The organism is Agrobacterium sp. fls2-241-TYG-188a, assembly GCF_030209845.1.
Window position 1 is genome coordinate 399,292 of record NZ_JARVRD010000001.1, and the last position, 24,580, is coordinate 423,871.

A 24,580-nucleotide genomic window follows, 5' to 3' on the forward strand; every position below is an offset into this window, starting at 1 on the left:
GCCATTTGCGTCTCCCACGCACCGAACCGCTCATCAGACGAGCTTGAAGTAGTCACCATAGATGCGCATTTCACCGTTCGGCTTCAGCCGGAATTCGATGCCTTGCCGATGGGCGCAGTTATAGACGCTCTTCCACATGTAATAGCCGGGCGTGACGCGTTGCCATTCATCCGACAATGCGAGGTAAGCCTTCTTGCGTTCTTCGAAGTCTGTGGCGGCTTCGAATTTCTTGCCGAGTTCAAGGAATTCGGGCGTCGGATCCCACGTCTTCCACGTTGCAGTAGACCTGGAGGCGGTTGGGCCCCAATCGAGCCAGAGAGGCTGATAGGGGTCGCCGGGAATGAAATCCGAGCTCATGGACATGTTCATCATGTGGTATGGGCGGCGATAGACAAGTTCGAAATTGTCCAGAACCTGTGCCTGAACATTCACGCCGATTTCGCGCCACTGCTCGATCATGATCTCTGCGGCGGCTTCGTAGTTGGGATAGAACTGGCGAGTGATGTGCCAGATGAGGGTTTCGCCCTTGTATTTCGTCTTCGCCACGAGAGCCTTTGCGGCTTCCACATCATAGGGCAGCTTCACCGGCAGGTTCGGATCGTAGAACTTGCCGTATTCCTTGAAGTTGAACGGGACAGCGGGGTGTTCGGTCGTGCCGTTGAACAGCGCCTGGACGATGGCGTTCATATCGATGGCCTGGACCATGGCATAGCGAAGGTTCGGATCGACAAGAGGGTTGTCGACAGGGTCTGCGCGTGTGTTGAAGGCAACCGCCGGATAATTGTCCGCGAGAACACGCTTCAGCGTCACGCCGTCATAGCCCTCAAGTGTGGCCTCCTGATCGGTCGGAATATTGACGATGAAATCGAACTCCTTCGAGACAAGCCCCGCCATGCGCGCTGCGAATTCTGGAACGATCTTCCAGTTGATCTTCTGTGCCGGTGGCGGGCCAGCCCAGTAGTCGTCAAAGGCGTCAAGAACCATCACCTCACCGGAGCGGAACGTCGTGACCCTGTAAGGACCCGTACCGATGGGCTTCTGTCCGAAGGCATCCACACCAACGTTGAGATAATATTTTTTCGGAACGACAAAGCCGATATAGCCAGTCAGCTTGCTGGGAATATTGGGGTCCGGATTGACCGTCTCCAGCTCGAATGTGTATTTGCCTGTGGCTTCGACGCGCTTGAAGCCCGCCGCAAATGTCTTGCCACGTGGCTCAAAGGGTTTTTCTCCCCAAAGGCGTTCTGCCGAAAGCGAAAAGACGGCATCCTCTGCGGTCATTTCACTGCCATCGTGGAATTTCACGCCTTCACGCAGGGTGAAAGTCCAGACGTTTCCGTTTTGCTCCCATTTCGTCGCCAGCTTGGGCGCAAAAATCAGGCCGTTCTCGTCATTTATGTAATCGCGTTCGACAAGCGTATCGTAGAAGTTCGGAAAAATCCGGCGTGAGGTGGTGGATATGCCGTTGATCGGCGCCATCGTGGCCCAGAGATTATCGACGGCGATGTTCAAGGTTGGCCGCTGCTGGGCGTGAGCAATGGGCACGCGTGCGGCCAGACTGGCTGCGCCTGCTGCAAGAATAAGACTTCCAACTTCACGTCTGGTAAACATTTGTTCTTACCTCTCCTGGTCTTGTTCTGTTTATGCGTTACGGCCCTGCAGCATCGGATCCAGCCGGTCACGCAGCCAGTCGCCAACGATGCTCATGGAAAGTGTCACGAGGAAAATGACCGTGCCGGGCACGACCGATATCCACCACGCTGTCGAAAGATAATCGCGTCCGTCACCAAGGATCTGGCCAAGGCTGGTCTGCGGTGCCTGAATGCCAAGGCCCAGGAAGCTCAGCGATGTTTCCAGCAGTATGATCTGCGGAAAGGTCAAGGTGACCTGAACGATGAGTGCGCTTGCGACGTTGGGAAGCACATGTTTCAGGTAAAGGCGTCCGTTGCCTGCACCCAAAGCAACAATGGCCTTGGCGTAGGGTTGGTTGATGGCTGAAAGCACCACGCCGCGGGACAGGCGGGCATATTTTTCCCAGCCGAACAGACCCATCAGCAGAATGAAGAGAACGAGGCTGTTGCCGAAGAAGGCCAGCAGCGTAAGCGTAATGAGAATGAAGGGCAGCGAAGCCTGGAAATCCACCAGCATCATCAGTGCTTCATCGACAAAGCCACGGAAATGCGCTGCGATAAAGCCGATCAGCGAACCGAAAACAGCGCCTATGATTGTGCCCGCCAGAGCCACCGTCAACGACATCTGCAGGGCCGCGATAAGACGGGCAACCATGTCACGACCAATGCGGTCGGTGCCCAGCGGAAAATTCGGGTTGCCGCCGGTGAGAAACGCCGGGGGCTTCAGGCGCGCCAGAAGGTTCTGCTGCGTCACACCATGCGGCGTAAAGATGTTGCCGACGATGGCGACGAAGACTGCCAGAGCGAGCACAATGATGGCAAAGATGAGAATGGGAGAGCGGCGCTTCATCGTTGCAATCCTAATTCGAGACGCGAATGCGCGGATCTAGCAGACCGTAAAGCAGGTCCACGATCAGATTGGCGATAACCATTGTCATGGCCATGACGAGCACCAGAGCCTGCACCACCGCAAGATCCCGCGACGAGACGGCGGTGACCAGCAGCCGTCCGACGCCCGGCCAGGCAAACACCGTTTCGACGACAATCGCACCGCCGATGAGCTCACCCAGATTGAGACCTATGATGGTAACGATCGGAATTCCGGCATTGGGCAGCGCATGGAAAACAATTCGCTTCCAGTAACTCACGCCTTTTGCGGCTGCCGCACGAATATAGAGCTTGTCCAGCACCTCCAGCATGGCAGACCGGGTGAAGCGCGCCAGGGTCCCTGCGGTAAAGGTCGCGAGCGTCAGGGCGGGCATGATGAAATGCCATATCGTGCCCGTGCCCGAACTCGGAAGCAACTGAAGACCTAAGGAAAACAGCAGGATGAGCAGAATGCCGAGGAAGAAGTTCGGAATGGCAAAGCCAAAGACGGCAGTTGCCATGATGAGGTTGTCGAAGGGCGAACCGCGCTTGATGGCGGCAAAGATGCCTGCGGGAATGCCGATGACGATGGCGCCCGCATAGGCAACGAGGCCGAGCATGATGGTCCACGGCACGCGCTCGGCGATGATATCGATGACTTCACGGCCATCGCGATAGGAAATACCGAACTGGCCTGTCGCCATCTGGCCGATATAGCGCAGATACTGTACCCACAGACTATCGTCCAGACGCCAGAGCGCGCGGAACTGCTCGATTTCCTGGGGTGTCGCGTCGGCCCCCACAAGGGCCACAACCGGATCTCCCGACGTTCTCAACACGACGAATGTGAACGTAATGACAAACCACAGCGTCAGAACTGTGCGCAAGATTTTTAGCGACCAGAATCGTGTCATGGTGCTCCGTTTTCTGGAACCGATGGTTCAGCTATTCCCGTTATTTCTATATTTTTTTAAGAGATAACCATGGGAATAGATTATTATCTATTACAAAATAACCATGGGATTGATATGTGTAGCGTATGAAATACGGCATAGAGTTTCGTCACCTTCACTATTTCGCCTGCGTCGCAGAGGAGCTGCATTTCAGCCGCGCGGCTGACAAGCTGGGCATGGCACAGGCTCCGCTCAGCCAGCAGATCCGTCAGCTTGAGGAACGTATTGGCACACGCTTGTTCCTGCGCACGACACGAAGCGTGAAGCTGACTCCGGCTGGTGAAATATTCCTGAGACATGCGATGGAAATTCTAGGTGGCATCGACCGGGCCGTCACGCACACCCGTTCCATTTCCGGAGACGATGGTGGAAAGATTTACGTCAGCGGGGTTCATGTTGCGTTGTCGCACATCCTGCCGGAGGTGATCGCCGAGTTTCACAGGAAGTATCCCAATATCCAGGTGGACGTGCAGCTGTTGGGAACGGCGAGCCAGTTGGAGATGCTCCAGAGTGGCAAGGTCCAGGTCGCCTTCATTCGCCCGACCAACCCTGCGGGATTCCTGAAGACCGATCACCTGTTGAAGGAAGGTTTCGTCGCTGTTTTGCCCAAGCACCACCGCCTGGCCGAGCGGGATGACATTGGCGTTCGTGATTTTGCCGGGGAGCCGATCATAACCTACGCGCCGACAATCGGTGCGAGCTATCACCATGCCATCATGGACGCGTTCCGTCGTGCAGCGATCTATCCGATGATCGTCCAGGAAGTGTCCCACACGCTCGCCATCGCCACACTGGTTGCAGCGGGCGTGGGCATTGCAATCGCGCCATCGTGGCTCGCCCACAATCTCAGCCCCCATCTGGTTTACCGTCCTCTGGATGAAATACCTGATGAGGTCGAACTGATCATTGGCTGGCAGGCCAATGAAACGTCGAAAGTCATTCTGGATTTCATCGAGATTGCAAAGAACACATGTGCTGGCCGCAACCGGCTGCGGTCTATGGTGGGGCGTTAAATACGATAGGGCCGGTGGAGGCCTTTCTCGCGCGGGGCACCGGCAACACGCTAGTTTTATAAGCCATTGCTTTACTGTTATGCCAATCGATTGTAGGCAGGATCGCGAATATATCGGGATGAATGAGAATGAATGTTTCGGCTGGCACCCAGACGCAGTGGATCAAGACTATTCTGGATGATCTGGCTGCCAAGCCTGTAGGGGCATATGACGCGTGGCCTGCAACGCTCAAGACCATGTTCGGTACGGTTGCTGCTTCTCCCCATCAGGTCATTCTATTCTGGGGCCCGGAATATCTGGCCATCTATAATGAAGCCTATGCACCCACAATCGGCCTGAAACATCCCGCCGCCTTCGGCAGTCGTGCCTGCGAATATTGGGCGGAGCTTTGGGACGACCTCGAACCCCTGCTCGATCAGGTGAGGAACAAGGGCGAGCCCGTCTATATCAAGGACAGACCCTTCTACATCGAGCGCCATGGCGAGCCGGAAACCGTTACTTTCGACATAGCCTATTCGGCCGTTCCCGATGACACGGGACAAATCGCCGGCGTGCTTTGCATCGTCAGCGAAACGACCGAGCGCACCCGTGCGGAACAACGGCTAACCGAAAGCGAGGCGCGCTTCCGCAACATGGCGGACCACGCTCCAGTGATGATGTGGGTGGTGAACGAGAGTGGTTACTGCACCTACCTGAACAGCCGCTGGTATCAATATACGGGACAGACTCCCGAGCAGGCTGAAGGTTATGGTTGGCTTGACGCTACGCACCCCGACGACAAGGCGCGGGCGACGGAGGCTTTTCTAGAGGCCCTGGCGAAGCAGGAGAGTTTCAGGCTCGAGTACCGCCTACGGCGTCGGGACGGTGTCTATCGCTGGGCAATCGATGCAGCCGAGCCGCGTTTTTCGCCAGATGGCAATTTTCTTGGCTATATCGGCTCCGTCATCGATATCGACGAGCGTCACGAGATAGAGCAGAAGCTGTGGGAGAGCGAAAACGGGCTTCGTGCGCTGACAAATTCCATCGACCAGATGGTCTGGTCCACGCGCCCGGACGGCTTCCACGATTTTTATAACACGCGATGGTATGATTTTACCGGAGTCGAGCGGGGCTCGACCGATGGTGCGGGCTGGAACGACCTGTTTCATCCCGAGGACAGGGACCGGGCTTGGGCTGTCTGGCGCGAGTCTCTTGAAACGGGCAAGCCTTATCATATCGAATACAGGTTGCGGCATCACTCAGGGCAATATCGCTGGGTGATCGGGCGCGCCAAGCCGATCACGAATGCCGATGGCAAGATTACGCGCTGGTACGGTACCTGTACCGACGTCCACGAGCTGAAATCTGCCGAGTTGAGCCGCAGTGCCATTGTGGCATTTGACGAAGTAGCGGCACGGCTGCACGACCCGGATGCAATCATCAAGGCCGGATTGGAGGCCGTGGTCACGACGATGAAAGTCGGCCGCGCTGGCTATGGGACAATCGACGAGAAGACTGAGACGGTCCATATCAGTCACGATTGGACCGTTGAAGGGATGCCCCCCTTGTCCCCTCTGCATAAGCTTCGTGATTATGGACAGCTCATTGAAGGTTTGAAGCGCGGGGAAGTCGTTGTCATTACGGATGCTCGTCTTGACGGGCGAACCCGTGATCAACAGGAGAATTTCGACGCGATTTCCGCTAGGTCGAGCGTGAGCGTTCCGCTGCGGGAAAGAAACGGGCTGGTTGCGGTGTTGTTCGTGAACAATCCCAACACCACGGAATGGAGCGCAGAGGAACTGACGTTCCTGAAGGATATGGCCGGACGCATTCGCAACTCGGTGGAAAGGCGTCGCGCCGAAAACGATCTGCGCCAGCTGACCGATAATCTCGAGGAGCAGGTTGCGCGGCGGACCGAAGAGCTGCGCAAATCCGAAGAGCGGTTGAAGCAAAGCCAGAAACTTGAAACGATTGGCAAGTTGACGGGCGGCGTTGCGCATGACTTCAATAACCTTCTGCAGGTTGTCGCAGGCAATTTGCAATTGTTGCAGAAGGATGTCGCCGGAAACGAGCGCGCCGAGCGCAGGGTTACCAATGCCATGGCGGGCGTCAGTCGCGGCGCCAAGCTTGCAAGTCAATTGCTCGCTTTCGGACGGCGGCAACCGCTCGATCCGAAGGTGATCAATGTTGGCAGGTTCCTGCGGGACATGGATGACATGTTGCGCCGATCTATCGGGGAAGCCGTCGAGATTGAAACGATCATTGGCGGTGGTCTGTGGAACTGTCTCGCCGACCCTACGCAGGTCGAGAATGCCATACTCAATCTGGCAATCAACGCCCGTGACGCCATGAGCGGGCAGGGGAAGCTGACGATCGAAGTGGGCAACGCATATCTGGACGACCAATATGCGGAAAAGCACGAGGATGTCAGCACCGGCCAATATGTGATGATATCGGTAACCGACACCGGTTCAGGCATTTCACCCGAAATGCTCGATCAGGTTTTCGAACCCTTCTTCTCGACCAAGCCGGAAGGGAAGGGAACTGGCCTTGGCCTTTCCATGGTGTTCGGCTTCGTCAAGCAATCCGGCGGCCATGTCAAAATCTACTCGGAAGTTGATCACGGCACGACCGTGCGAATGTATCTGCCAAGGGCAAACGCGTCTGAAGACCGTGAGACCGTCAACCTTTCGGGCCCTGTTATTGGCGGGAACGAGACTATTCTTGTTGCCGAAGATGACGATGAGGTTCGCGGCACCGTTGTCGAAACCTTGACCGATCTCGGATATCGGGTTGTCAAGGCACCGAATGCCGATGCGGCACTGGTTGTGATTGAGGCCGGTGTGCCCATCGACCTGCTGTTTACGGATGTCGTCATGCCGGGAACGATGAAAAGCCCCGAGCTTGCCCGCCGTGCAAAAGAGCGTCTGCCTGATATCGCGGTGCTCTATACGTCCGGCTACACGGAAAACTCCATTGTACATGACGGGCGGCTGGATCCCGGCGTGGAGCTTTTGTCCAAGCCCTATACGCGTGAGGCGTTGGCCAAGAAAATCCGGCACGTGCTGGCAAATCGGGCACAGCGTATTGAGGCAAAGGACCGCTCTATCCCGAAACGTGCGCAAACGGTTCCGGCCGTTGAGGCCACCGTAAGCAAACGCATTCTGCTCGTGGAGGATGATCCGCTCATTCGAGCAAATACGGCCGAATTGCTCATTGAACTCGGCCATGAAGTTATGGAGGCGGAAACCGGCGCTGAGGCTTTGCGGCAGGCGGCAGATGGCGATCTGGATATTCTGGTTATGGACATCGGTCTGCCGGATGTGAGTGGCGAGGATCTTGCGGGTCAACTGGCGGGCATCAAGCCCGATCTCAAGATCATTTTCGCGACCGGTCACGCAATCCGCTCGCATGCACAGCCAGGTGCAGTTTCGTTGATTAAGCCCTACAACAAGGACGACCTTGCCGCAGCGATTGCCAAGGCCACTGCGTAGCCATGCCGGATGCATCCGGAGACAAGGCTGCTTGGGAGGTGCTGCAAGCGCTGTCTCGCTTTCCGGACGGCTACATACGCGGAACCTTTGATGGTTCGGTCTGGGGCGTTACAGTCAGGCGTTCCGATGATGGCAGACGTATATGGTTGTTTGCGGAGGATCTGGCTGGCACGGATATTGTGAGCTTCAATATCTATCGGCTGAGCTCTGGAGGCAGTGTGCTAAAACCCTGCGAAATGTCTTCCGAAAAGATTGTGGCATTCATGCTCGGTTTTGTCGCCGATTAGGCTCAAGGCATCAGCGCAAAAAGCCTTCCGCGCTGAAATCTTCCCAGCCGCGCAGATCTGCGTCTGGCTTGTCTGCGGAAGCGTCTTTTGACTTGGCCTTTGTCTTGGCGCCTTTGAGAGAGCGCGTCAGCTTTGCCTTGTAGGCAGCGCGTCTCCTGTTTTCCTTCGCAGCGGCGGCATCGTCCTCGCGCCAATCTTCAATGATGCCGCTATCGAGCAAGCCCACCACCATTTTCGGGTCGAAGACATGGAAGGTTATCTTCTTCGCCCTTCCTCGCAATTTTACTGTCCGCGTGCCAGCACTCGGCAATCTGCCATCGGCAAGCCAGCGGTGCCTTTCGGTTGCGGAGATTGTCAGAATATCCTGTATCTCTCTGGGGATAACCGGCAGGTCTTCGATCTTTTCAAGGCATTTCGAGACAATTGAAGACACGGCGTTGAAAGCCGCTTTTTCCGCTTCCGGCATGATGAGGCTCAGCGTCGTGCCATCGCTGGTCAGTAATTTTTTATAGGCCAGTGGCACCTTCGCCCTAAGCTCCAGCAGCAGGCCGTGCGCTCGTACCGCTGAGCCGAGCGTCGCCGATGCAGGAAGCTGCCAAGTCTTGATGATCTCGACGTGATCGTTTTTCTTTTGTTTCGGCATCGCTTGAACACATGGGTGGCGCGTGGCTGCGTTTCAATAAACGCCACGAGGCTTTGTTTGATCGGACCGGAATGCGATAACTCCCGATATCACCTGTTCAACAAGGATATGGTCTTTTCATCCGGTTGACCACCATAGAAGCGCTTCAATGCCTCTTCGAACAGGTTGCCATCAGGGCTGATGGCGTCAAAGAGTGTAAGACAGGAGCGAAACTTCAAATCGTCGGGCGACCCGAAAATTTCGTGCGCCGTCTTGTCTTTGTGACCCATCACGATGCTGACGCAGTTCTTTAACCGGTCACCCAGAACCTGGTGGTTTAGGTAGGAGCGCGCTTCGGCCTCGGAACCGATGGAGTAGATTTGTGCCATTGACGATGAACCGAGCCCGGCAATCTGGGGGAAGATGAACCACATCCAGTGCGTTCTTTTCTTCCCGTCTGTCAGTTCCTGCAGGACTGTTTCAAAGACAGCATCCTGCGCCTGGGTAAACCGGTGTAAATCAGATGCTGGGCTATCTTTTATCACCCGGCGTTCCTCCAAGGAGAACAGTTGTGTAGAACGACACCGAGCCGATGTGTCAGACATCGGCCCGGACTGGTAAACCATGCATCTGCCCGGTCAGAGCGAAATGGAACCCTCGTCTGCGCCATCCCAATAGCGTATGTTTTTAGCCCTGACGGCGATCATGACGATGTCGGGCGTATCGATGCCTTCCGGGAAATAACGGTCCAGATCCTTCGTCCAGTGCTCTTCGAACTGCGACTTGTCATCAATGAGAGAAGCATTGCCCTCGACCGTGATGAAAAGCGGTGACCCGCCCAGCATGCCAACCGCTCCGGTATAGGTGAGACTTACGTTGTTATCAGACCTGATTTCGCTGACTTTGTTTGATGAGCCATAGGCGAAGAAATAGCTGTCGCCATCATATTCAACATCGCCATTGTTGCTCATCGGCCGTGCAGTCAGTCCGTTTACGGACGATCTTGTGTTCAACATCGCGAAGTCAAGCTTCGCCATTTTCTTGGAAAGGTCTTTCAGACTGAGGTCAGACATATGCGCTCCGCATGTTGCGAGGATGAAGTCTGTCCAACTGCTGGCAGAACCAATGGTTCCGAGGCAGCAATCCGCGTTTCCGATGGAAGGCGGTCATCCGGCACCTGCTCGCTGAAAAAGTGTCGAAGCCCGGGCTGAAACGCAAAAGACACTCAGGCGATCGCCCAAGTGTCTTTCGTGGAAACACCCTTGCGGGTGGGGAGAACGCTTAGAATGGGTAGTGCTGGCCTGGATCCTCAACCGTGATCCAACGCAGGTCGGTAAATTCTGCAATCGCTGCCTTGCCGCCGAAACGGCCATAGCCACTTTGCTTTACGCCGCCGAATGGCATTTGCGCTTCGTCGTGCAGGGTCGGGCCATTGATATGGCAAATGCCCGACTCGATGCGCGCAGACATCTCCATCGCCCGCTTGATGTTTTGGCTGAAGATGGCCGACGAAAGGCCGTATTCGGTATCATTGGCAACCCGCAAAGCTTCCTCATCATTGGAAACGCGGATGATTGGCTTTACCGGGCCAAAGGATTCGTCCGAGTAGACCTTCATATCGGGCTTCACGTGATCGAGAAGCGTTGCCTCTACCACGGTGCCGGTGCGTTTTCCGCCAGCTACAAGCTTGGCACCTTTCGCGGTCGCGTCGGCGATGAGGCTTTCCATTCTATCAGCGGCTTCGGAGCTGATGAGAGAGCCCAGCACGACATGGCCACGAGGGTCTCCGGCGGGAAGCTGCGAGGCACGTGCGGCCAGCTTCGCCACGAACTCATCGGCAATCGCGTCCTGCACGATGATCCGTTCGGTCGACATGCAGATCTGTCCCTGATGCATGAAGGCTCCGAAGATTGCAGCATTGACGGCGCCATCGATGTCGGCATCGTCAAGGACGATCAACGGTGCCTTGCCGCCAAGTTCCAGCAATGCAGGCTTGATATGCTCGCCGCACAGCTTCGCGATGATCTTTCCGACCTTTGTCGAACCGGTGAAGTTGACGCGGCGGACTGCCGGATGAGCAATCAGGGCAGCGACAATATCGCCCGCATCTTCCGGCGCATTGGTGATGACGTTGATCACGCCAGCAGGAAGGCCCGCTTCAACCAGTGCTGCGCCGATCAGGCTATGGGTGCCGGGGCACTGCTCTGATGCCTTGAGGATGACGGTATTGCCACAGGCGATGGGCATTGCAATTGCGCGTGTGGCGAGAATGACCGGTGCATTCCACGGCGCAATGGCAAGGCAGACGCCCGCTGCCTGGCGAATGCCCATGGCCAGCGTACCAGGCTTGTCGGACGGAATGACTTCACCCGTGATCTGGGTTGTCATGGAAGCCGCTTCACGCAGAACATTGGCCGCGAGCATGACGTTGAAACCCGCCCAAGGCCCGGTTGCGCCGGTTTCCTCGATCATGAGGGTCGTAAATTCCGCGACCTTGGAAGCCAGAATGTCGGCGGCCTTCAACAACAGCGCGCGGCGCTGCAAGGGGCCTGTCTTGGACCACTCTGGAAACGCTGCGGAGGCTGCTTCTACCGCAGCATTGACATCCTCGATGCCAGCTGCTGCGGCACGTGTGGCCAGCTTCTGCGTGAAAGGGTCCAGCCTGTCATAGGTCCGACCGCTTGCGGCAGCGCGTGAAACGCCATTAATCAGAAGGGAAATATTCATAACGGTCTCCTCTTTTCCTCACCCCGGCAACAGTTGATTATAGTAATATTCCGTTGCCTTCGAATGGTTTGTTATTGATGTGACGGACTGTTGAATATGAGCGCGTCGAGCGCGACTGCTCCCTCGCTCTCGGGATAAAGCACGACCGGATTGAGGTCGATTTCCGAGATGGAAGGATTGGCCAGAAGCAGCCCGCCAATATGCGAGATGATGTCTGCCGCCGCCTTGATATCCAGTGCTGGCGAGCCACGGAAACCATGCAGCAGCTCTGCCGCCTTCAACTGGTTCAACTCTGCGATGATGGCATCGACTGTCAGATCGGGAGGCAGCAGGCGAACATCCTGATGGATTTCCGCCGTTACGCCGCCAAAGCCTGCGAGGATGACGGGTCCCCAGTCCGGGTCGTTGCGAGCGCCGACAATGAGTTCGACGCCGGATTTTCCCATGTGCTCCAGCAGCACGCCATCCAGCACCAGGCCCGGGCGATGATGGGCAATGTTGCCTTGCAGACGTTGCCAGCCCTCTTTCAGAGCCTCCGCATCCGCCAGTTTGAGAATGACGCCGCCGGCATCGCTCTTGTGGCTGAGATCCGCAGACTGGGCCTTGAGGACCAGCGGGTAACCGACCTCCTGTGCCACAGCAAGGGCTTCATCCAGCGAGGTCACGAAATGTCCCTTGGGGAAGGGAATGCCGCAGGGTGCGAGAAGCTCTTTGGCCCGGTATTCGGGGATAACACCTTCGACAGTCGAGATGCCGATATCCGTCAACTGCTGACCGCTTGCCGGGGTGAAATCTCGCTTCGCGAAATCGCCAATCCGCTTCAAAGCCCTGAAGGCGCGCTCTGTCGATGGGAAATAGGGTATGCCATGCGCCCGCAAACGTTCAATATATTCTGCTGGGAAGGGGGCGCCTTCATCCAGACCGGCAAAGATGAGCGGTTTCTGCGAAGTGCTGTTTTCGACGGCTTTGAGGATGGGCGGCAGCTTGATGCCAGATGTGACAGGGTCCGTCTGAATGATGCAGGCGACAACGCTGCCAAACCGGTCGTCGTGCAGGAGAGACGTGAGTGTTCTCTCGTAGAGGTCCGGTTCGACAAGGCCCTGTGCGGTAATATCGAGCGGGTTGCTGACGCCGACAAAGGCTGGCAGGGTAGCGCGCAGCTCGGGCGCATTGGTGTCATCGATGGCTGGCAAGGCAAGGCCAATTTCCTCGCAATGATCGAGCATCAGCGCCTTGAACGCACCGGACTCGCCCATGATTGCCGGTCCTTCGGACGGTATCTGCTTGCAGCGAAGCAGGATTTCGGTGATATCGCCCAGCTCTTCCAGGGTTTCTGCAAAGATGACGCCCGCCCGCTCGACGTGAACACGCATGACCTGGTAGTCGCCCGTCATCGCGCCCGTATGGGTAGCAGCAGACTCACGCGCAGCGCTGCTCTTGCCGGGATGAAGGAGAACAATCCGCTTTCTCTTTTCACGGGCCTTGCGTGCGGCTGCAAGGAAGCGCGACGGCTGACGGAACTGCTCGACAATCAGCGCCATCACCGATGTCGATGGGTCTTCAAGTAGATACTCGACATAATCTTCGACGCCGCTGCCGGCCTCATTGCCGGTCGAAACCGAGTAGGAAATGCCAAGATCACGGCTTGCAAATGTCACGCCGAGCACGGCTGCCATGGCGCCGCTTTGAGACACGATTGCGACGCCCGCCCGGCCATCGAGAGACTTGGTCTGCGTTTCGATGAAGGTGAGGGGAATGTGATCGATATGATTGACCATTCCCAGGCAATTCGGTCCTTCAACCACCATGCCGACCTCAGCGGCGATCCGGCTGATCTCGCGCTGCTCGGCCAACCCCTCTTCACCGCCTTCGGCAAAACCGGCGGAGAAGATGACAACCGAGCCGACACGACGGCGCGCGAGCGCCGTCACGGATTCCAGAACCGCGCCGCGTGGAATGGCGAGGACGGCGGCATCGACGCCTTCAGGCAGATCGTCGATGGATGGCAGGCACGGCCTGCCGCCAATCTCGGCCCGTTTCGGGTTGATGAGATGGATGTCTCCCTTGAACCCATTGCGCTCAAGATTTGTGAGGACCGAGGCGCCGAGTGCGCCCGGCTTGTCGGAAGCGCCGACAATGGCGACAGATCCCGGACGCAACAAGCGTTCCATGGCCGCCCGTGACCGGACGTCAGCGTGATTCTGGCGTGTCATGGGCCTCTCCTCAGCCGCCGTGCTTCGATTTGTCGTAAGCGCCCAGACCCGGCTTGTAGGTCTTGTCATCAATGAACTGCTTGATGCCTTCCTTGCGCCCCTCATTATCGAAGCTGTTGGCTGCTTCCTGCGCGCGGATCAGGTAATCCTCGGCATTGTCGTAGGTCATTTCGCGCACGCGACGGATCGCATCCTTTGTCGCCTTCAAGGCATGTGTGTTCTTCTTGAGGAGAACATTGGCAACCTCGGTCACGCGTGTCCGCAATTGGGCGAGCGGCACAGATTCGTTTACGAAGCCCCAGCTTGCTGCGGTCTTGCCATCGACGTTTTCACCCATGAGCGCATGGTACATGGCGTTGCGGAATGATGTGAGTTCAACCGCGACCTTTGCAGCGCCGCCGCCGGGGAGAATGCCCCAGTTGATTTCACTCAGGCCGAACTGTGCTTCGTCTGCCGAAAATGCGAGATCGCAGGCAAAGAGAGGACCGTAGCCGCCACCGAAGCACCAGCCGTTCACCATCGCAATGGTTGGCTTCTGGTACCAGCGCAGACGACGCCACCAACCGTAGCTCTCCCGCTGGGCCTTGCGCGTGCCCTGCAACCCCTGTGCTTCGGTCTCTCTGAAGTACTCCTTCAGATCCATACCGGCAGACCATGCAGTGCCTTCACCCGTGAGAACCAGAACGCCCACGTCCTCGCGATGCTCAAGCTCGTCCAGAACCTCCATCATGCGGCGATTGAGCTTCGGGCTCATGCAGTTGCGCTTTTCCGGGCGGTTAAAGCTGACCCAAGCGATACCGTTTTCGACGGAAAATGCGACGGTATCTTTTTCGGAGCGTTCGGTTACCATTGTTGTATCCTGCTGTTGAATGTTCTTGAAATTCTGGCCGTTACGGCATCCGGGCCTGGCGCAATGCCGGCATCTGTTGAGTGCAGGCAAAATCAGTGGGAGGGCAGATCCGGTACAATAAGGCCGCCCCAAATCTTGGTGGGGCACATTGAAATCAAAGCCGAAGGGAAAGGCACGTGACGGCCGCGGCGCTCATTCGATGCGCTCGCGTCGCTGTGGCGTCTGCCCGGGCGGCTGTAAAGTGGATTATATAAGGCTGGGTTTGCAGATCCCTCCTCAAGGTCGACAAACAATTTTCCTCAGATAATAGTACGTAGCACGTACAAATAATGTATGCAATACGTACTAATTATTTTCAAGGAATCAAGCGGTTTGATTCCATTAGCTTTGACTGTATCAAAGCGCACCGGGCGTTCTCCGGTGACGATGGAAGGAATGAAGATAGTGGCCAGAGCCTCGAACATCGAAAGCACCAGAAGCGGTGAAGGCGTTGATCTGGGAAGTCTCAACGATCTCATCGGTTTCCACATCACGCTGGCTCAGCTGGCGGTCTACAGGGACTTCAGCAAGGCGCTTGCAGAGCTTGAGATTACGCAGAAGCAGTTCTCGGTCCTTGAGATCATTTTCAGCAACCCCGATGTTTCCCAGATCGATATTGCACAGGCGCTGGACACCGACAGGGCGACAATGATGGCGCTTGTGGAAAAGCTGGATCAGCGAGGCTTCATCGAGCGCCGACAGTCCTCCGATGACAAGAGGCGCCAGAAGCTGACCCTCACACCGCTTGGGCTGCAGAACCATGCCGAGGCCAGCAGGCTGATCAAGCAGCATGAAAAGGATGTTTTTTCGAGCCTGACAGCTGCCGATACGACAGCGCTTCTGAAAATTCTGCGCAAAATTTACCAGGGCAAGTCGTAAGACACGAAAAGCCCCGCGGGAACAGGCTTCCCGCGGGGTTGTTGCACGAGATGGGTCGTTGCGTCTTATCATTAGCGGGGGCGTGAGAGCGATATCGCCCCGGAGCCGGGCTGCGTCTTACTTCACCGCCACATAGGTCTGCGGGTCCAGCATGTTGGAGCGTACGGCAACATGCAGCCCCGTGGTTTCAGACATGGTTTTCTGGATCAGCTTGCAGACCTCGGTAATCCTTTCCCGTGTCCGCTCGGGGCGTGGCAGCAGAAACATTTCCGTATTGACCTGAGGTTGATCGTCCAGCCCGAAAATATTGATGACCGAAATCTGGCAGGCGGAGACATCGACAGCCAGTTCACGACACAGCGTGGCGCGGAGAGGCTCCAGCGCGCCACGGATCGCGGCTGTCGCCTTTGGATGCCGGTCGAAGTCGATGTGGATTTTCAAGATTGGCATGAATGCACCTTACGCAGCATTGAGTTTGAAGTTGAACGGGGAGCGCCAGACTGCGGGGCCATTGGTCGCTTTCTCAAATGGTGCAACCAGAGTGTCCTTCACGCCAAAAACGGCGTCGGAGGAGATGTATTGGTCATCACCGACGAATGTGTGCGTAACGACCGTCTGAAAGCCGGGTGCTGTGACGATGTAATGCATATGTGCCGGGCGGTATGGATGGCGGCCAAGGTGTTCCAGCATTTTGCCCACGGGTCCGTCGTCTGGAATGGGATAGGAAACAGGCTTGATGCCGATGAAGGAGTAGCGTCCGTCTTCACCTGTGACGAAGATGCCGCGATTGTTCCATTTTGGCTGAATGCCGGGTTGCTGAACATCGTAGAAACCATCGGCATTGTCAGACCACACATCGATGGTCGCGCCTGCAACGGGATTTCCGTCAAGGTCGGTCACCATGCCTTCAAACAGGCATGTTTCACCCTTTCCATCCAGCGTGATGACGTCGCCCATCTGCCTTACCGGCGCGTTGGCAACATGGAAGGGCCCAAGAACCGTATTTTCAGTCGCACCCGAGGGGCGACGATTGTTGATGGCGTCCACAAGCATGGACAGGCCAAGCGTGTCAGAAAGAAGGATGAACTCCTGCCGCTCGTCCGAGCAAATCTTCCCGACCTTGGTTAGAAAATCGATGCCGAACTCCCACTCGGCTTGCGTCAGATTGATCTCCTTGGCGAAGGCATGGAGATGCCTTACCAGACAGGTCATGACTTCAGCGACACGTGGGTCGGTCGAGGGGCCCATGCGGGCATTGACGGTCTCGACGGAGTTTTCCTCGGAGAAATACTGGGACATGCAGCAATCCTTTCTTGATTACAAATTCAGTGGGAAGCGGTGACAGAGGTCGCTCGCGGGCGCGGGGACGCTGCCGTCCGTTTTGGCGCACGGTGTCGCAACGGTAGTATGTCGATACCGAAGCGGCTGGCGAGCGTGCCCCACACGCCCTTACGGGCAAACAGCATGGTGCCGATGCCGACTGCGCCAAGCAGGATCAGGTAGACAGTGCCGTAATCGGCAAATGCCCGCTGCAGCGCGTAGAAAATGACGGCACCCACGATGGGGCCTGGAAGGGTGCCCAAGCCGCCAATGACCACGATGAAGATAACGAAGGCCGTCCAATCGATGACGGAGAAGGCGGCATCCGGCGTGATACGGGTAATCTGAAGAAACATGAGGCCGCCGCAGATTCCCGTGCCAAGCGCGCAAAGGACGAAGACAGCCAGTTGCAGGCGCAAGGGATCGACGCCGACTGACCGCGCCGCGGCGCTGTTGTCGCGGATGGCCTGCAGTCCAAGCCCCATGCGCGAGCGCAGGAAAAGATAGGATGCGAACAGCGTGCATGCCGCCAACGCCAGCGCCAGCCAGTAGACCAGCGCATCGGCTGCCGCCGCGCCGGAAATCTTCATCAATGCCTGGATGTGGTCGACACCGATCATCTCCTTCGAAGTTCCCTTGGGCAGCGAGGTTCCCGTTCCGCCACCCAGCGCCTTGATCTGTCCTGCGACCAGTCTCGCGATATCGGCGACAACCCAGGTGCCGATCGCAAAATACGCGCCGTTCAGCCGGAAGGCGAAAAATGCCATGGGGACGGAAAGAGCCATCGCGCCCAGCCCGCCTATGCCGATGGCGAGCAATGGATCGAGATCGAACAGGATGATGGCAGCGAACATTACATAGGCGCCCACACCCACAAAGGCTTGCTGCCCCACCGAAACAAGACCTGCGAAACCAGCCAGCATGTTCCAGTTCATTGCCAGGATCAGCAGTGTCAATAATCCGAACATGTCCTGAATAATGGCGCGCGATGTAAAGAACGGTGCTGCCACCAATGCCAAACCCATGGCGATTGCGGCCAGACAAAGGGTGAAGCGACCAACGGATTTTGGGGACGGAAGCATGATGAACCTTAATCTGTCGCCCTTGGAAACAGGCCGCGTGGACGGACAATGAGAATGACGGCAAAGGCGATGTGGCCGGCGAGAATTTGCCACTCCGGATTGACCGCCGCGCCGAATGATTGGGCAAGCCCGATTACGATGCCGCCGATCAGCGTTCCCCAGAGACTTCCAAGACCACCGATGATGACCGCTTCGAACGCATAAAGCAGCCGCGCCGGTCCAATCGACGGATCAAAATTGGCGCGAATACCGAGATACAAAGCGGCAATTGTCGCAACGACCATGGCAATGCCAGTTGCGATGGCGAAAATCTTCTTTGGACGAATGCCCATCAACTGAACCGTCACGGCATCGTCGGATGTCGCGCGAAATGCGCGCCCCAGCGCCGTCCGGTAGAATAGCTGGTTCAGCAGCCAGATGATGATGACCGCCGAACCCAACGTCATCAACGGTGTTATGCCAAGCGATACCGGACCCACGGATACGGAACTGGCTTCTATGGTGCCTGCGGAAAGTTTGCGGCTATCGGCGGAAAAGCTTTCGAGCAACCCATTCTGAATGACGACGGAGAGACCGAAAGTCACCAGCAGAGGCGGCAATATACCATCATCCAGAACGCGGTTGAAGAGCAGGCTTTGCAGCAGCCAGCCGATGGCAAACATGATCGGCAGTGCGATTAGCGCCGCAGCAAAGGGGTTGAGGCCGAGGGCCGTTGCGATCACCAAGACAAGATAAGCGGCGAGAACGATGAGATCGCCATGAGCAAGATTGACGAGCCGCATGATGCCAAAGACAAGGCTTAGCCCCGCCGCAAACAGGGCATAGAGGCCACCGAGCAGAATGCCCTGCATGATCGTATCCAGCCATATCATGCTCTTACTCCGAAATAGGCGTCGTGGATGGCGGATCGAGAAAGGCTGTCTGGCGCGCCTTCGAGCGTGATCCGGCCTTCCATCATGCAGTAGATTCGATCCGCGACCTTGAGGGCCTGCCCTATGTCCTGCTCAACGATGATGATCGACGCACCCGATGCCTTGATCTTCGGGAGAGCGGCGTAGATATCGCGGATGACGACCGGTGCCAGACCAAGTGACAGCTCGTCACAGAGCAGGACGCGCGGATTGCTCATCAGTGCCCGTCCCACGGCCACCATCTGCTGTTGTCCACCGGAAAGCGCTGTGCCGGGTTGATGGCGCCGTTCCTTCAGGATCGGGAACAATTCATAGATCGCCTCCAGCGACCATGGCCCCTTCACCTTGCGCACATGCGCGCCTATCAGCAGATTTTCCTCCACGGAAAGAGAGGGAAAGAGCTTGCGTCCCTCCGGCACCGTTGCAATTCCCATTTCGAGAATATCGGGCGCCGCTTTCGTGTGGACCGGTGCGCCGTCCAGAACAATCGCCCCGGCGGATGCCCTGACAATGCCGGTGACGGTTCGCATCAGCGTCGTCTTGCCTGCGCCGTTCGCGCCGATAATGGCCACGGTCTCCCCGGAGTTGAGGGCAAGGTCGACGCCGAAAAGCGCCTGAAAGTCGCCGTAGCCCGCCGTCAGGGCTGAAATCGAAAGCAGGGGCTGGGTCATGCTTCGATCCCCAGATAGATCTCCCGCACCTGTGGCGATGCCATCACCCGGTCAGGTTCTCCAACCATCAGGACCTGTCCGAAGTTGAGAACGACAAGGCGGCTGACGACATGTGTCAAGGCGTGCAGCACGTGCTCGATCCATATGATCGATGCGCCTTGCTGGTTTATGTCCTTGATAGTCTTGACGAGTTCATCGCACTCACCTTCCGTCAGGCCACCCGCAATCTCATCGAGTAGAAGAATTTTGGGTCGCGTGGCCATGGCGCGGGCAAGTTCCAACCGCTTTCTGCTCAGCAGCGGAAGGCTGCCCGCAAGACAATCTGCCTGAGGCTCCAATCCGGTGCGAGACAGAAGCTCCATGCAGAAATCCGCAGCGTCCGCAGCCGTCATGGCGCCACCAAAGCGGGCGGCGACCAGAAGGTTTTCGAACACGGACAATCCGCTAAAAGGCTGCGGGATCTGAAAGGAGCGGCCAATGCCTGCCTTGCAGCGATCCATCGCCGAAACGGCTGTGATGTTGCGGCCTTCCAGCAGGATTTGACCGCTGTCCGCCGCAATGTTGCCGGTAATCAAATTAAAGAGCGTCGATTTCCCGGCCCCGTTCGGGCCAATGACGCCGAGAGCTTCGCCCTTGGCGAGTTCGAAGGAAACATTATCTGTGACCTTGAGCGCGCCAAAGGACTTCGACACCGCGTTGAGCGAGAGTATCGGCATGACATTGTCCGTCGTGGTTTAAGGTTTGGCATTCCGGGCGAGGCCGGGATGCCGTCGGTTCAGTTCAGTGCTTCAAGCTTGCCGCCCGTTGGGATTTCCGGTGCCCTTGAATTGTCGACGATGACGAGATCGAAGGTGCCATCTGTCTGGCGGCGCCATTGGCCTCCCACCAGTGGTGTCTTTGCAACATTCTTCCGGGCGAAAGGCGGCACGTTGTCCTTGCCCCAGCCGATATTGCCAACGACAGTGTTGAGATTTGTAGCGCCGATTGCCTCGACCAAAGCCTCGCTGTCAGTGGGGTCAGAGGCCCTCTTCAGCACATCGGCAGCGATCTCGAAAAGGGCATGCGTAAAGCCGACCGGCTGGGTCCACTGCCGCTTCGAAGCTGCGGAAAACGCCGCTGCGAGATCGTCACAGCTTTCTCCCGTCAGCGATGACTTGAACGGGAACTTGGGCGACCAGTAGACCTCCGCCGACAGGTTGTGACCGCGATCACCAAGGGCGACGATGCTTTCGGGGAAAAGCAGGGCTTTGGCAATGGAGGCGATTTTTGGCTTGTATCCCTGCTGAGCGGCCTGCGTCCAGAAGGTGGTGAAGTCCGGAGGAATGGGAATACCCGTTACAATCTCGCAATTGGCTTGCTTGAAAGCATTAATCTGTGCGGAGAAATCGTCCGTCAGGTTCTGGTAGCGGCCGGTATCGGTCAGCTTGTAGCCGGGTTTGCCGAGAGCTGGCGGCATTCCCACATCCGAAGCCCAGGCATTGCCATCGCCGTCATTTGGCCAAAGCGCACCGACCTGCTTGTTGGTGTTCAAGCTTTCCCACATGTTCAGGAACACGGAGACATTGTCTTCAAGCCCCCAGAAGAAATGGTAGACGAAGTCGAACGGCTTCCAGCCACTGGCATCGAGCGGATTTCCCTGCTGACCGATGAACCATGGCTGCCAAGGCGCGACGGACGAAATGACGGGAATTTCTTCCGATTCAGCCACGCTGCAGACCGGATTGGTCGTCTCAGGCGTCGAGGCGACAAGGATCAGATTGACCTCGTCGCGGCTGATCAGTTCCTTTGCCACTTCCGCCGCCCGGTTGGGGTTGGACTGGCTATCCTTGACTACGACCTCGATATCGAGGCCGGACGCTTTGGTCGACTCCAGAAAACGCGAGACCATGTACGCATCGGCCTGCGAAAAGGCCGAGAGCGGGCCGCTTTGTGGCGACACATAGCCGATCTTGATTGTCGTGTTGCTTGCCCGGGCGGGCATGGCAAAACTGGCGGCCGTTGCGGCCGTCGCCTGCAATAGAGTACGTCTGGTCAGCATCTCGTTTCCTCCCACAGAATAGATGATGAAATTATAGCGGCCTGGTCCCCTCCCAAGCCGTGCGGATCAAGGTCTTGATGCCGTCCAGCTCGATTGGCCGTGGATTGTAATAGGTGTTCACCAGTGCCAATTCCGCAGCCCTTTCAATGTTGGCTTCGGAAAAGCCAAGGCTGGAAAGGCTGAGCGGCGCGCCAAGGCTGGCGGCAAAGTCGAAAAGCCCGACACCGGCCGATGGCTTGCCGAAAAGGTCGGCAACCGGCTTCAAAAGCTCCGGCGCTGCCTGCTCGGTATAGGCGGTTGTGTGCGGCAAAAGGACGGAATGGGTTTCAGCATGGGGCATGTCGAAGCTGCCGCCAATCGTATGGCAAAGCTTGTGGTGCAGGGCCATCGAGACCATGCCCAGAACGCTGCCGCACAGCCAGGAGCCATAAAGTGCTTTTGAGCGCGCATCGAGATTATCCGGTGTTTTTACGATGTCGGGAAGGGCGCTACTCAGGGCCCTGATGCCTTCCATCGCCATCATGCTCGTCACCGGGTTGCGATCCGGCGCATAGAGAGCTTCTACCGCATGAGCCATGGCATTGAGGCCACTGGTAACGCTCATCGCAACGGGCAGGCCGCAGGTCAGCTCCGGATCGTATATGACCGTTTCTGGCAGTATTTCCGGGCCGCGCACCGTGGTTTTGAGGCCGTTCTCGGTCTCACCGACGATGTTGGTGACCTCCGAGCCGGCATATGTGGTTGCGATCACGATCTGGTCGCTGCCATTGCGACGCGCAATCGCCTTGCCGAGCCCGATCGTCGAGCCCCCGCCGAGCGAAACGACGCAATCAGCCCCGGAGGTTTCATAGGCCAGCAAAGCCTGGGACGTCACATCGACCGGCGTGTGCATCACGGCTTTTGCAAAAACGCCTGCCGAAAGATCTCCAAGCGAAGAGGCCAACTTCTCGGCATCCGCTTTCTGAAATGGCGTCGCCAGCACGAGGGCGCGGCGTCGCCCCAGTCTCGAAATTTCGTCTGCCAGTTTGGTGCGGCTCCCGCACCCAAAAAGGATGCGGGCAGGGCTGGCAGAGTAGATGAAGGATGACATATCCATCAAGGGTACCCGTTTCTGGCCGTTCAGGCCGCAGCCTGTTCGGACAATTCCGTCAGGTGAAGATGGGAAACCACCTCGTCAAAGCGACGACGAAGATCTTCCGGCGAACTGGCTGTCGCAGCGACATAGAAATCGGGCCGCAGGATCACGTAGGTTGCGCCGATGCCGTTCAGCCAGCGGGCGTAGGTTCCCTCGACGTCAACGACCTCGCTGTCTGTTCCCATCGAGCCGATACGAACCGTGTGCCCGGCGATAAGGTCGAGAGACCGCTTTTGCTCGAGGGAAAGCGCGTGAGCCGGATCGGCATCGAGGCCAACCACCATCCAGCCGAAGCCGACGGCCTGGTCGAACCGATCACGCTTGCCGTTTGCCTCGACAACGCCTTGTACGGAAAGCTCTCCCGCATGGGCCGTTTCGGGACACCAGATGCCTGGCCCCAGCTGGCATACGTCGGTGGCAACCGGCTTTCCATTGCGCTCCACGAGGTCACGCTTCATGCGCTCATCGCGTTCTGCAGCCTGCGCAGGATCGGCGATGCAGATAATGCTGCCCAGTTCCTGGCTGAAATTGATGTAGTATTTGGCGTGCTCGATACGCTCCGACGAATAGCTGTCGAGGATGTCCGGCTGGACACGGCCTTCCAGAATGGCGTTCAGGCGCCAGCCGAGTGCAAGCGCGTCGCGAATGCCCGCACACAGGCCTTCGCCAGCAAAAGGCGGCATCAGATGCGCAGCGTCACCCGCGAGCGCACAGCGTCCCTTGTTCCAGACCGTTGCCCAGCGGGCCTGGAAACGATAGACCGCGCTGCGCTCCAGCTCGGCATTTTCCGGTGTCAGGCCCCAAGGCTTCAACAGCTCCCAGGCATTGTCGGGCTTTGCGAGTTCGGTGGGGTCCTCGTTCGGAAGGACCATATATTCCCAGCGACGCCGTCTTGGACCACCGGGGACCGGACCGGGACCGCCCGGCACAACAGTTGTCGGCCGCTTCGGATCGCAGAGCTGCCACTGCGCCGGTTCGCCCGGGCGGGAGGCTACGTAATCAAACTTGGGCAACATGTCGAGAATGAGCCAGTCGAAGAAGTAGCCCTTGTCTTCATTCTCGATGCCGAGCGACTGACGCACCATGCTGTTTGCGCCGTCGGCTCCAACAAGGTAGCGCGCGCGGATCTGGCGGCTTTCCGAGCTTTGCTGATCCTCCAGCGGGTTGCGCTTGATTGAGAGTGTAACGGAGTCGCTGTCCTGCTGAAGCTCGATGGCCTCAAAGCCTGTAATCCTCGTGATGGAAGGATACTGAGCCGCGATATTGGTCAATCGCGTTTCGAGTTCTGGCTGGTTGAACCAGTAGCGAACGCGCCAACCGGATGCCGACAGGCTCTGCCAGTCAACAATGTGAATGTTCTCGCGCTCCGCGTTTTTCCAGTAATAGAGTTCGTCGTGATAATTGATGGCCTCGTCATTCTCGGAATCGATGCCAAGGCTTGCCAGAATTCGCGCAATTTCGTGGTCATAGGTTACCGCGCGCGGGCGGCCATAGGCCTGGCTCCAGCGTTCGACCAGCGTAACTTTCTTGCCAGCCTTGCCCAGCAGGATGGCGAGAAACGTGCCGACGGGGCCCCCGCCGACGATTGCGACGTCCGCATCGAAATTGTCCGCGCCGTGTTGATGTGAATTGTTCCGAGACGTCATGATCCCTCCTGCTATGACGCGGCAACTGGCGTAAGGACTTCGGTTCGCTGATCGGATGTGTTGACAGTGTAACCGTGGAAATCAGGACGCCGAGCGCCGCAGGGCAAGCTCATCACTTCCCTGAATTCCTCATGTTATCTGCGGTCCCCCCGACAACGCTCCCTCGTCATCTGCCAGATTGCCAAGCCTCTCTCCTTGCTTGACAAAAGCAAAATGACATTAC

Annotated in this window: 22 protein-coding genes; 4 read left to right on the forward strand and 18 right to left on the reverse strand. The window is 57.3% G+C overall.

The genetic code is table 11. The features are described from left to right. Window positions 1-33 precede the first annotated feature (33 nt). Genes QRN85_RS01690 through QRN85_RS01700 form a run of 3 tightly spaced genes read right to left on the reverse strand, consistent with a single transcriptional unit; the run spans window position 34 to window position 3,412 of the window. Entirely contained in the window at window positions 34-1,611 is a 1,578-nt protein-coding gene (locus tag QRN85_RS01690; RefSeq protein ID WP_284757016.1) for an ABC transporter substrate-binding protein, read from the reverse strand. A gap of 30 nt (window positions 1,612-1,641) precedes the next feature. Next, a complete protein-coding gene (locus QRN85_RS01695) occupies window positions 1,642-2,481 on the reverse strand; it encodes an ABC transporter permease (protein ID WP_062588303.1) in 840 nt (279 codons plus the stop codon). A gap of 10 nt (window positions 2,482-2,491) precedes the next feature. Beyond that, a complete protein-coding gene (locus QRN85_RS01700) occupies window positions 2,492-3,412 on the reverse strand; it encodes an ABC transporter permease (protein ID WP_284757021.1) in 921 nt (306 codons plus the stop codon). Window positions 3,413-3,537: 125 nt separating this feature from the next. Between QRN85_RS01700 and QRN85_RS01705 the strand changes: the two genes are divergently transcribed. The 3 genes from QRN85_RS01705 (at window position 3,538) to QRN85_RS01715 (ending at window position 8,224) form a co-directional block, all read left to right on the forward strand. Continuing rightward, entirely contained in the window at window positions 3,538-4,464 is a 927-nt protein-coding gene (locus QRN85_RS01705; RefSeq protein ID WP_062588299.1) for a LysR substrate-binding domain-containing protein, read from the forward strand. A 128-nt stretch (window positions 4,465-4,592) separates the two neighbouring features. Then, window positions 4,593-7,937, forward strand: a complete 3,345-nt coding sequence (locus QRN85_RS01710) for a PAS domain S-box protein (protein WP_284757023.1) — start codon at window positions 4,593-4,595, stop codon at window positions 7,935-7,937. A gap of 2 nt (window positions 7,938-7,939) precedes the next feature. Beyond that, window positions 7,940-8,224 carry a hypothetical protein gene (locus QRN85_RS01715; RefSeq protein WP_284757025.1) on the forward strand — a complete coding sequence of 95 codons (285 nt, stop codon included), beginning with the start codon at window positions 7,940-7,942 and terminating at the stop codon, window positions 8,222-8,224. 10 nt (window positions 8,225-8,234) lie between these two features. On the opposite strand, the gene QRN85_RS01720 is transcribed toward QRN85_RS01715, so the two are convergent. From QRN85_RS01720 to QRN85_RS01745, 6 genes are all read right to left on the reverse strand, one after another. Continuing rightward, window positions 8,235-8,867 carry a hypothetical protein gene (locus QRN85_RS01720; RefSeq protein ID WP_284757026.1) on the reverse strand — a complete coding sequence of 211 codons (633 nt, stop codon included), beginning with the start codon at window positions 8,865-8,867 and terminating at the stop codon, window positions 8,235-8,237. Window positions 8,868-8,956: 89 nt separating this feature from the next. Then, window positions 8,957-9,472 (reverse strand): DUF1810 domain-containing protein, encoded by a 516-nt coding sequence (locus QRN85_RS01725; RefSeq protein WP_284757028.1) that lies wholly within the window; start codon window positions 9,470-9,472, stop codon window positions 8,957-8,959. A gap of 12 nt (window positions 9,473-9,484) precedes the next feature. Beyond that, a complete protein-coding gene (locus QRN85_RS01730) occupies window positions 9,485-9,919 on the reverse strand; it encodes a pyridoxamine 5'-phosphate oxidase family protein (RefSeq protein ID WP_062588290.1) in 435 nt (144 codons plus the stop codon). A gap of 208 nt (window positions 9,920-10,127) precedes the next feature. Next, window positions 10,128-11,573 carry an aldehyde dehydrogenase gene (locus QRN85_RS01735; protein WP_113170008.1) on the reverse strand — a complete coding sequence of 482 codons (1,446 nt, stop codon included), beginning with the start codon at window positions 11,571-11,573 and terminating at the stop codon, window positions 10,128-10,130. A gap of 71 nt (window positions 11,574-11,644) precedes the next feature. Next, complete coding sequence (locus tag QRN85_RS01740; RefSeq protein ID WP_284757030.1) at window positions 11,645-13,786, reverse strand: acetate--CoA ligase family protein; 2,142 nt, start codon at window positions 13,784-13,786, stop codon at window positions 11,645-11,647. A gap of 10 nt (window positions 13,787-13,796) precedes the next feature. Beyond that, a complete protein-coding gene (locus QRN85_RS01745; protein ID WP_062588285.1) occupies window positions 13,797-14,636 on the reverse strand; it encodes a p-hydroxycinnamoyl CoA hydratase/lyase in 840 nt (279 codons plus the stop codon). A 444-nt stretch (window positions 14,637-15,080) separates the two neighbouring features. On the opposite strand from QRN85_RS01745, the gene QRN85_RS01750 reads away from it, so the two are divergent. Beyond that, entirely contained in the window at window positions 15,081-15,554 is a 474-nt protein-coding gene (locus tag QRN85_RS01750; RefSeq protein ID WP_162734023.1) for a MarR family winged helix-turn-helix transcriptional regulator, read from the forward strand. A 117-nt stretch (window positions 15,555-15,671) separates the two neighbouring features. Here the strand turns inward: QRN85_RS01750 and QRN85_RS01755 are convergent, their stop codons facing one another. From QRN85_RS01755 to mhpA, 9 genes are read right to left on the reverse strand one after another with little or no spacing between them, the layout of a single operon-like run. After that, window positions 15,672-16,004, reverse strand: coding sequence for a hypothetical protein (locus QRN85_RS01755; RefSeq protein ID WP_284757031.1), 333 nt, complete (start codon window positions 16,002-16,004; stop codon window positions 15,672-15,674). Between the two features lie 9 nt (window positions 16,005-16,013). Then, on the reverse strand, window positions 16,014-16,853 hold the full coding sequence (locus QRN85_RS01760) for an intradiol ring-cleavage dioxygenase (RefSeq protein WP_062588281.1): 840 nt from the start codon (window positions 16,851-16,853) through the stop codon (window positions 16,014-16,016). Window positions 16,854-16,879: 26 nt separating this feature from the next. Continuing rightward, window positions 16,880-17,956, reverse strand: a complete 1,077-nt coding sequence (locus QRN85_RS01765; RefSeq protein WP_284757032.1) for a branched-chain amino acid ABC transporter permease — start codon at window positions 17,954-17,956, stop codon at window positions 16,880-16,882. Between the two features lie 8 nt (window positions 17,957-17,964). Beyond that, window positions 17,965-18,828 (reverse strand): branched-chain amino acid ABC transporter permease, encoded by an 864-nt coding sequence (locus QRN85_RS01770; RefSeq protein ID WP_284757033.1) that lies wholly within the window; start codon window positions 18,826-18,828, stop codon window positions 17,965-17,967. After that, complete coding sequence (locus tag QRN85_RS01775; protein WP_284757034.1) at window positions 18,825-19,538, reverse strand: ABC transporter ATP-binding protein; 714 nt, start codon at window positions 19,536-19,538, stop codon at window positions 18,825-18,827. Before QRN85_RS01775 ends, QRN85_RS01770 begins: the two co-directional genes overlap by 4 nt. Then, window positions 19,535-20,254 carry an ABC transporter ATP-binding protein gene (locus tag QRN85_RS01780; RefSeq protein ID WP_113091914.1) on the reverse strand — a complete coding sequence of 240 codons (720 nt, stop codon included), beginning with the start codon at window positions 20,252-20,254 and terminating at the stop codon, window positions 19,535-19,537. Before QRN85_RS01780 ends, QRN85_RS01775 begins: the two co-directional genes overlap by 4 nt. A gap of 59 nt (window positions 20,255-20,313) precedes the next feature. Beyond that, the gene (locus tag QRN85_RS01785) at window positions 20,314-21,576 is read right to left on the reverse strand and encodes an ABC transporter substrate-binding protein (RefSeq protein ID WP_113091913.1); all 1,263 of its coding nucleotides are present in this window, start codon (window positions 21,574-21,576) and stop codon (window positions 20,314-20,316) included. Window positions 21,577-21,607: 31 nt separating this feature from the next. Beyond that, window positions 21,608-22,666, reverse strand: a complete 1,059-nt coding sequence (locus QRN85_RS01790; protein WP_284757241.1) for a maleylacetate reductase — start codon at window positions 22,664-22,666, stop codon at window positions 21,608-21,610. 29 nt (window positions 22,667-22,695) lie between these two features. After that, on the reverse strand, window positions 22,696-24,357 hold the full coding sequence (gene mhpA / locus QRN85_RS01795; RefSeq protein WP_284757035.1) for a bifunctional 3-(3-hydroxy-phenyl)propionate/3-hydroxycinnamic acid hydroxylase MhpA: 1,662 nt from the start codon (window positions 24,355-24,357) through the stop codon (window positions 22,696-22,698). Window positions 24,358-24,580 lie beyond the last annotated feature (223 nt).

Coding starts and splice junctions, on each gene's coding strand:
- QRN85_RS01690 (WP_284757016.1), bottom strand. CDS start 1,611: ATGTTTACCAGACGTGAAGTTGGAAGTCTTATTCTTGCAGCAGGCGCA.
- QRN85_RS01695 (WP_062588303.1), bottom strand. CDS start 2,481: ATGAAGCGCCGCTCTCCCATTCTCATCTTTGCCATCATTGTGCTCGCT.
- QRN85_RS01700 (WP_284757021.1), bottom strand. CDS start 3,412: ATGACACGATTCTGGTCGCTAAAAATCTTGCGCACAGTTCTGACGCTG.
- QRN85_RS01705 (WP_062588299.1), top strand. CDS start 3,538: ATGAAATACGGCATAGAGTTTCGTCACCTTCACTATTTCGCCTGCGTC.
- QRN85_RS01710 (WP_284757023.1), top strand. CDS start 4,593: ATGAATGTTTCGGCTGGCACCCAGACGCAGTGGATCAAGACTATTCTG.
- QRN85_RS01715 (WP_284757025.1), top strand. CDS start 7,940: ATGCCGGATGCATCCGGAGACAAGGCTGCTTGGGAGGTGCTGCAAGCG.
- QRN85_RS01720 (WP_284757026.1), bottom strand. CDS start 8,867: ATGCCGAAACAAAAGAAAAACGATCACGTCGAGATCATCAAGACTTGG.
- QRN85_RS01725 (WP_284757028.1), bottom strand. CDS start 9,472: ATGGTTTACCAGTCCGGGCCGATGTCTGACACATCGGCTCGGTGTCGT.
- QRN85_RS01730 (WP_062588290.1), bottom strand. CDS start 9,919: ATGTCTGACCTCAGTCTGAAAGACCTTTCCAAGAAAATGGCGAAGCTT.
- QRN85_RS01735 (WP_113170008.1), bottom strand. CDS start 11,573: ATGAATATTTCCCTTCTGATTAATGGCGTTTCACGCGCTGCCGCAAGC.
- QRN85_RS01740 (WP_284757030.1), bottom strand. CDS start 13,786: ATGACACGCCAGAATCACGCTGACGTCCGGTCACGGGCGGCCATGGAA.
- QRN85_RS01745 (WP_062588285.1), bottom strand. CDS start 14,636: ATGGTAACCGAACGCTCCGAAAAAGATACCGTCGCATTTTCCGTCGAA.
- QRN85_RS01755 (WP_284757031.1), bottom strand. CDS start 16,004: ATGCCAATCTTGAAAATCCACATCGACTTCGACCGGCATCCAAAGGCG.
- QRN85_RS01760 (WP_062588281.1), bottom strand. CDS start 16,853: ATGTCCCAGTATTTCTCCGAGGAAAACTCCGTCGAGACCGTCAATGCC.
- QRN85_RS01765 (WP_284757032.1), bottom strand. CDS start 17,956: ATGCTTCCGTCCCCAAAATCCGTTGGTCGCTTCACCCTTTGTCTGGCC.
- QRN85_RS01770 (WP_284757033.1), bottom strand. CDS start 18,828: ATGATATGGCTGGATACGATCATGCAGGGCATTCTGCTCGGTGGCCTC.
- QRN85_RS01775 (WP_284757034.1), bottom strand. CDS start 19,538: ATGACCCAGCCCCTGCTTTCGATTTCAGCCCTGACGGCGGGCTACGGC.
- QRN85_RS01780 (WP_113091914.1), bottom strand. CDS start 20,254: ATGCCGATACTCTCGCTCAACGCGGTGTCGAAGTCCTTTGGCGCGCTC.
- QRN85_RS01785 (WP_113091913.1), bottom strand. CDS start 21,576: ATGCTGACCAGACGTACTCTATTGCAGGCGACGGCCGCAACGGCCGCC.
- QRN85_RS01790 (WP_284757241.1), bottom strand. CDS start 22,666: ATGTCATCCTTCATCTACTCTGCCAGCCCTGCCCGCATCCTTTTTGGG.
- mhpA (WP_284757035.1), bottom strand. CDS start 24,357: ATGACGTCTCGGAACAATTCACATCAACACGGCGCGGACAATTTCGAT.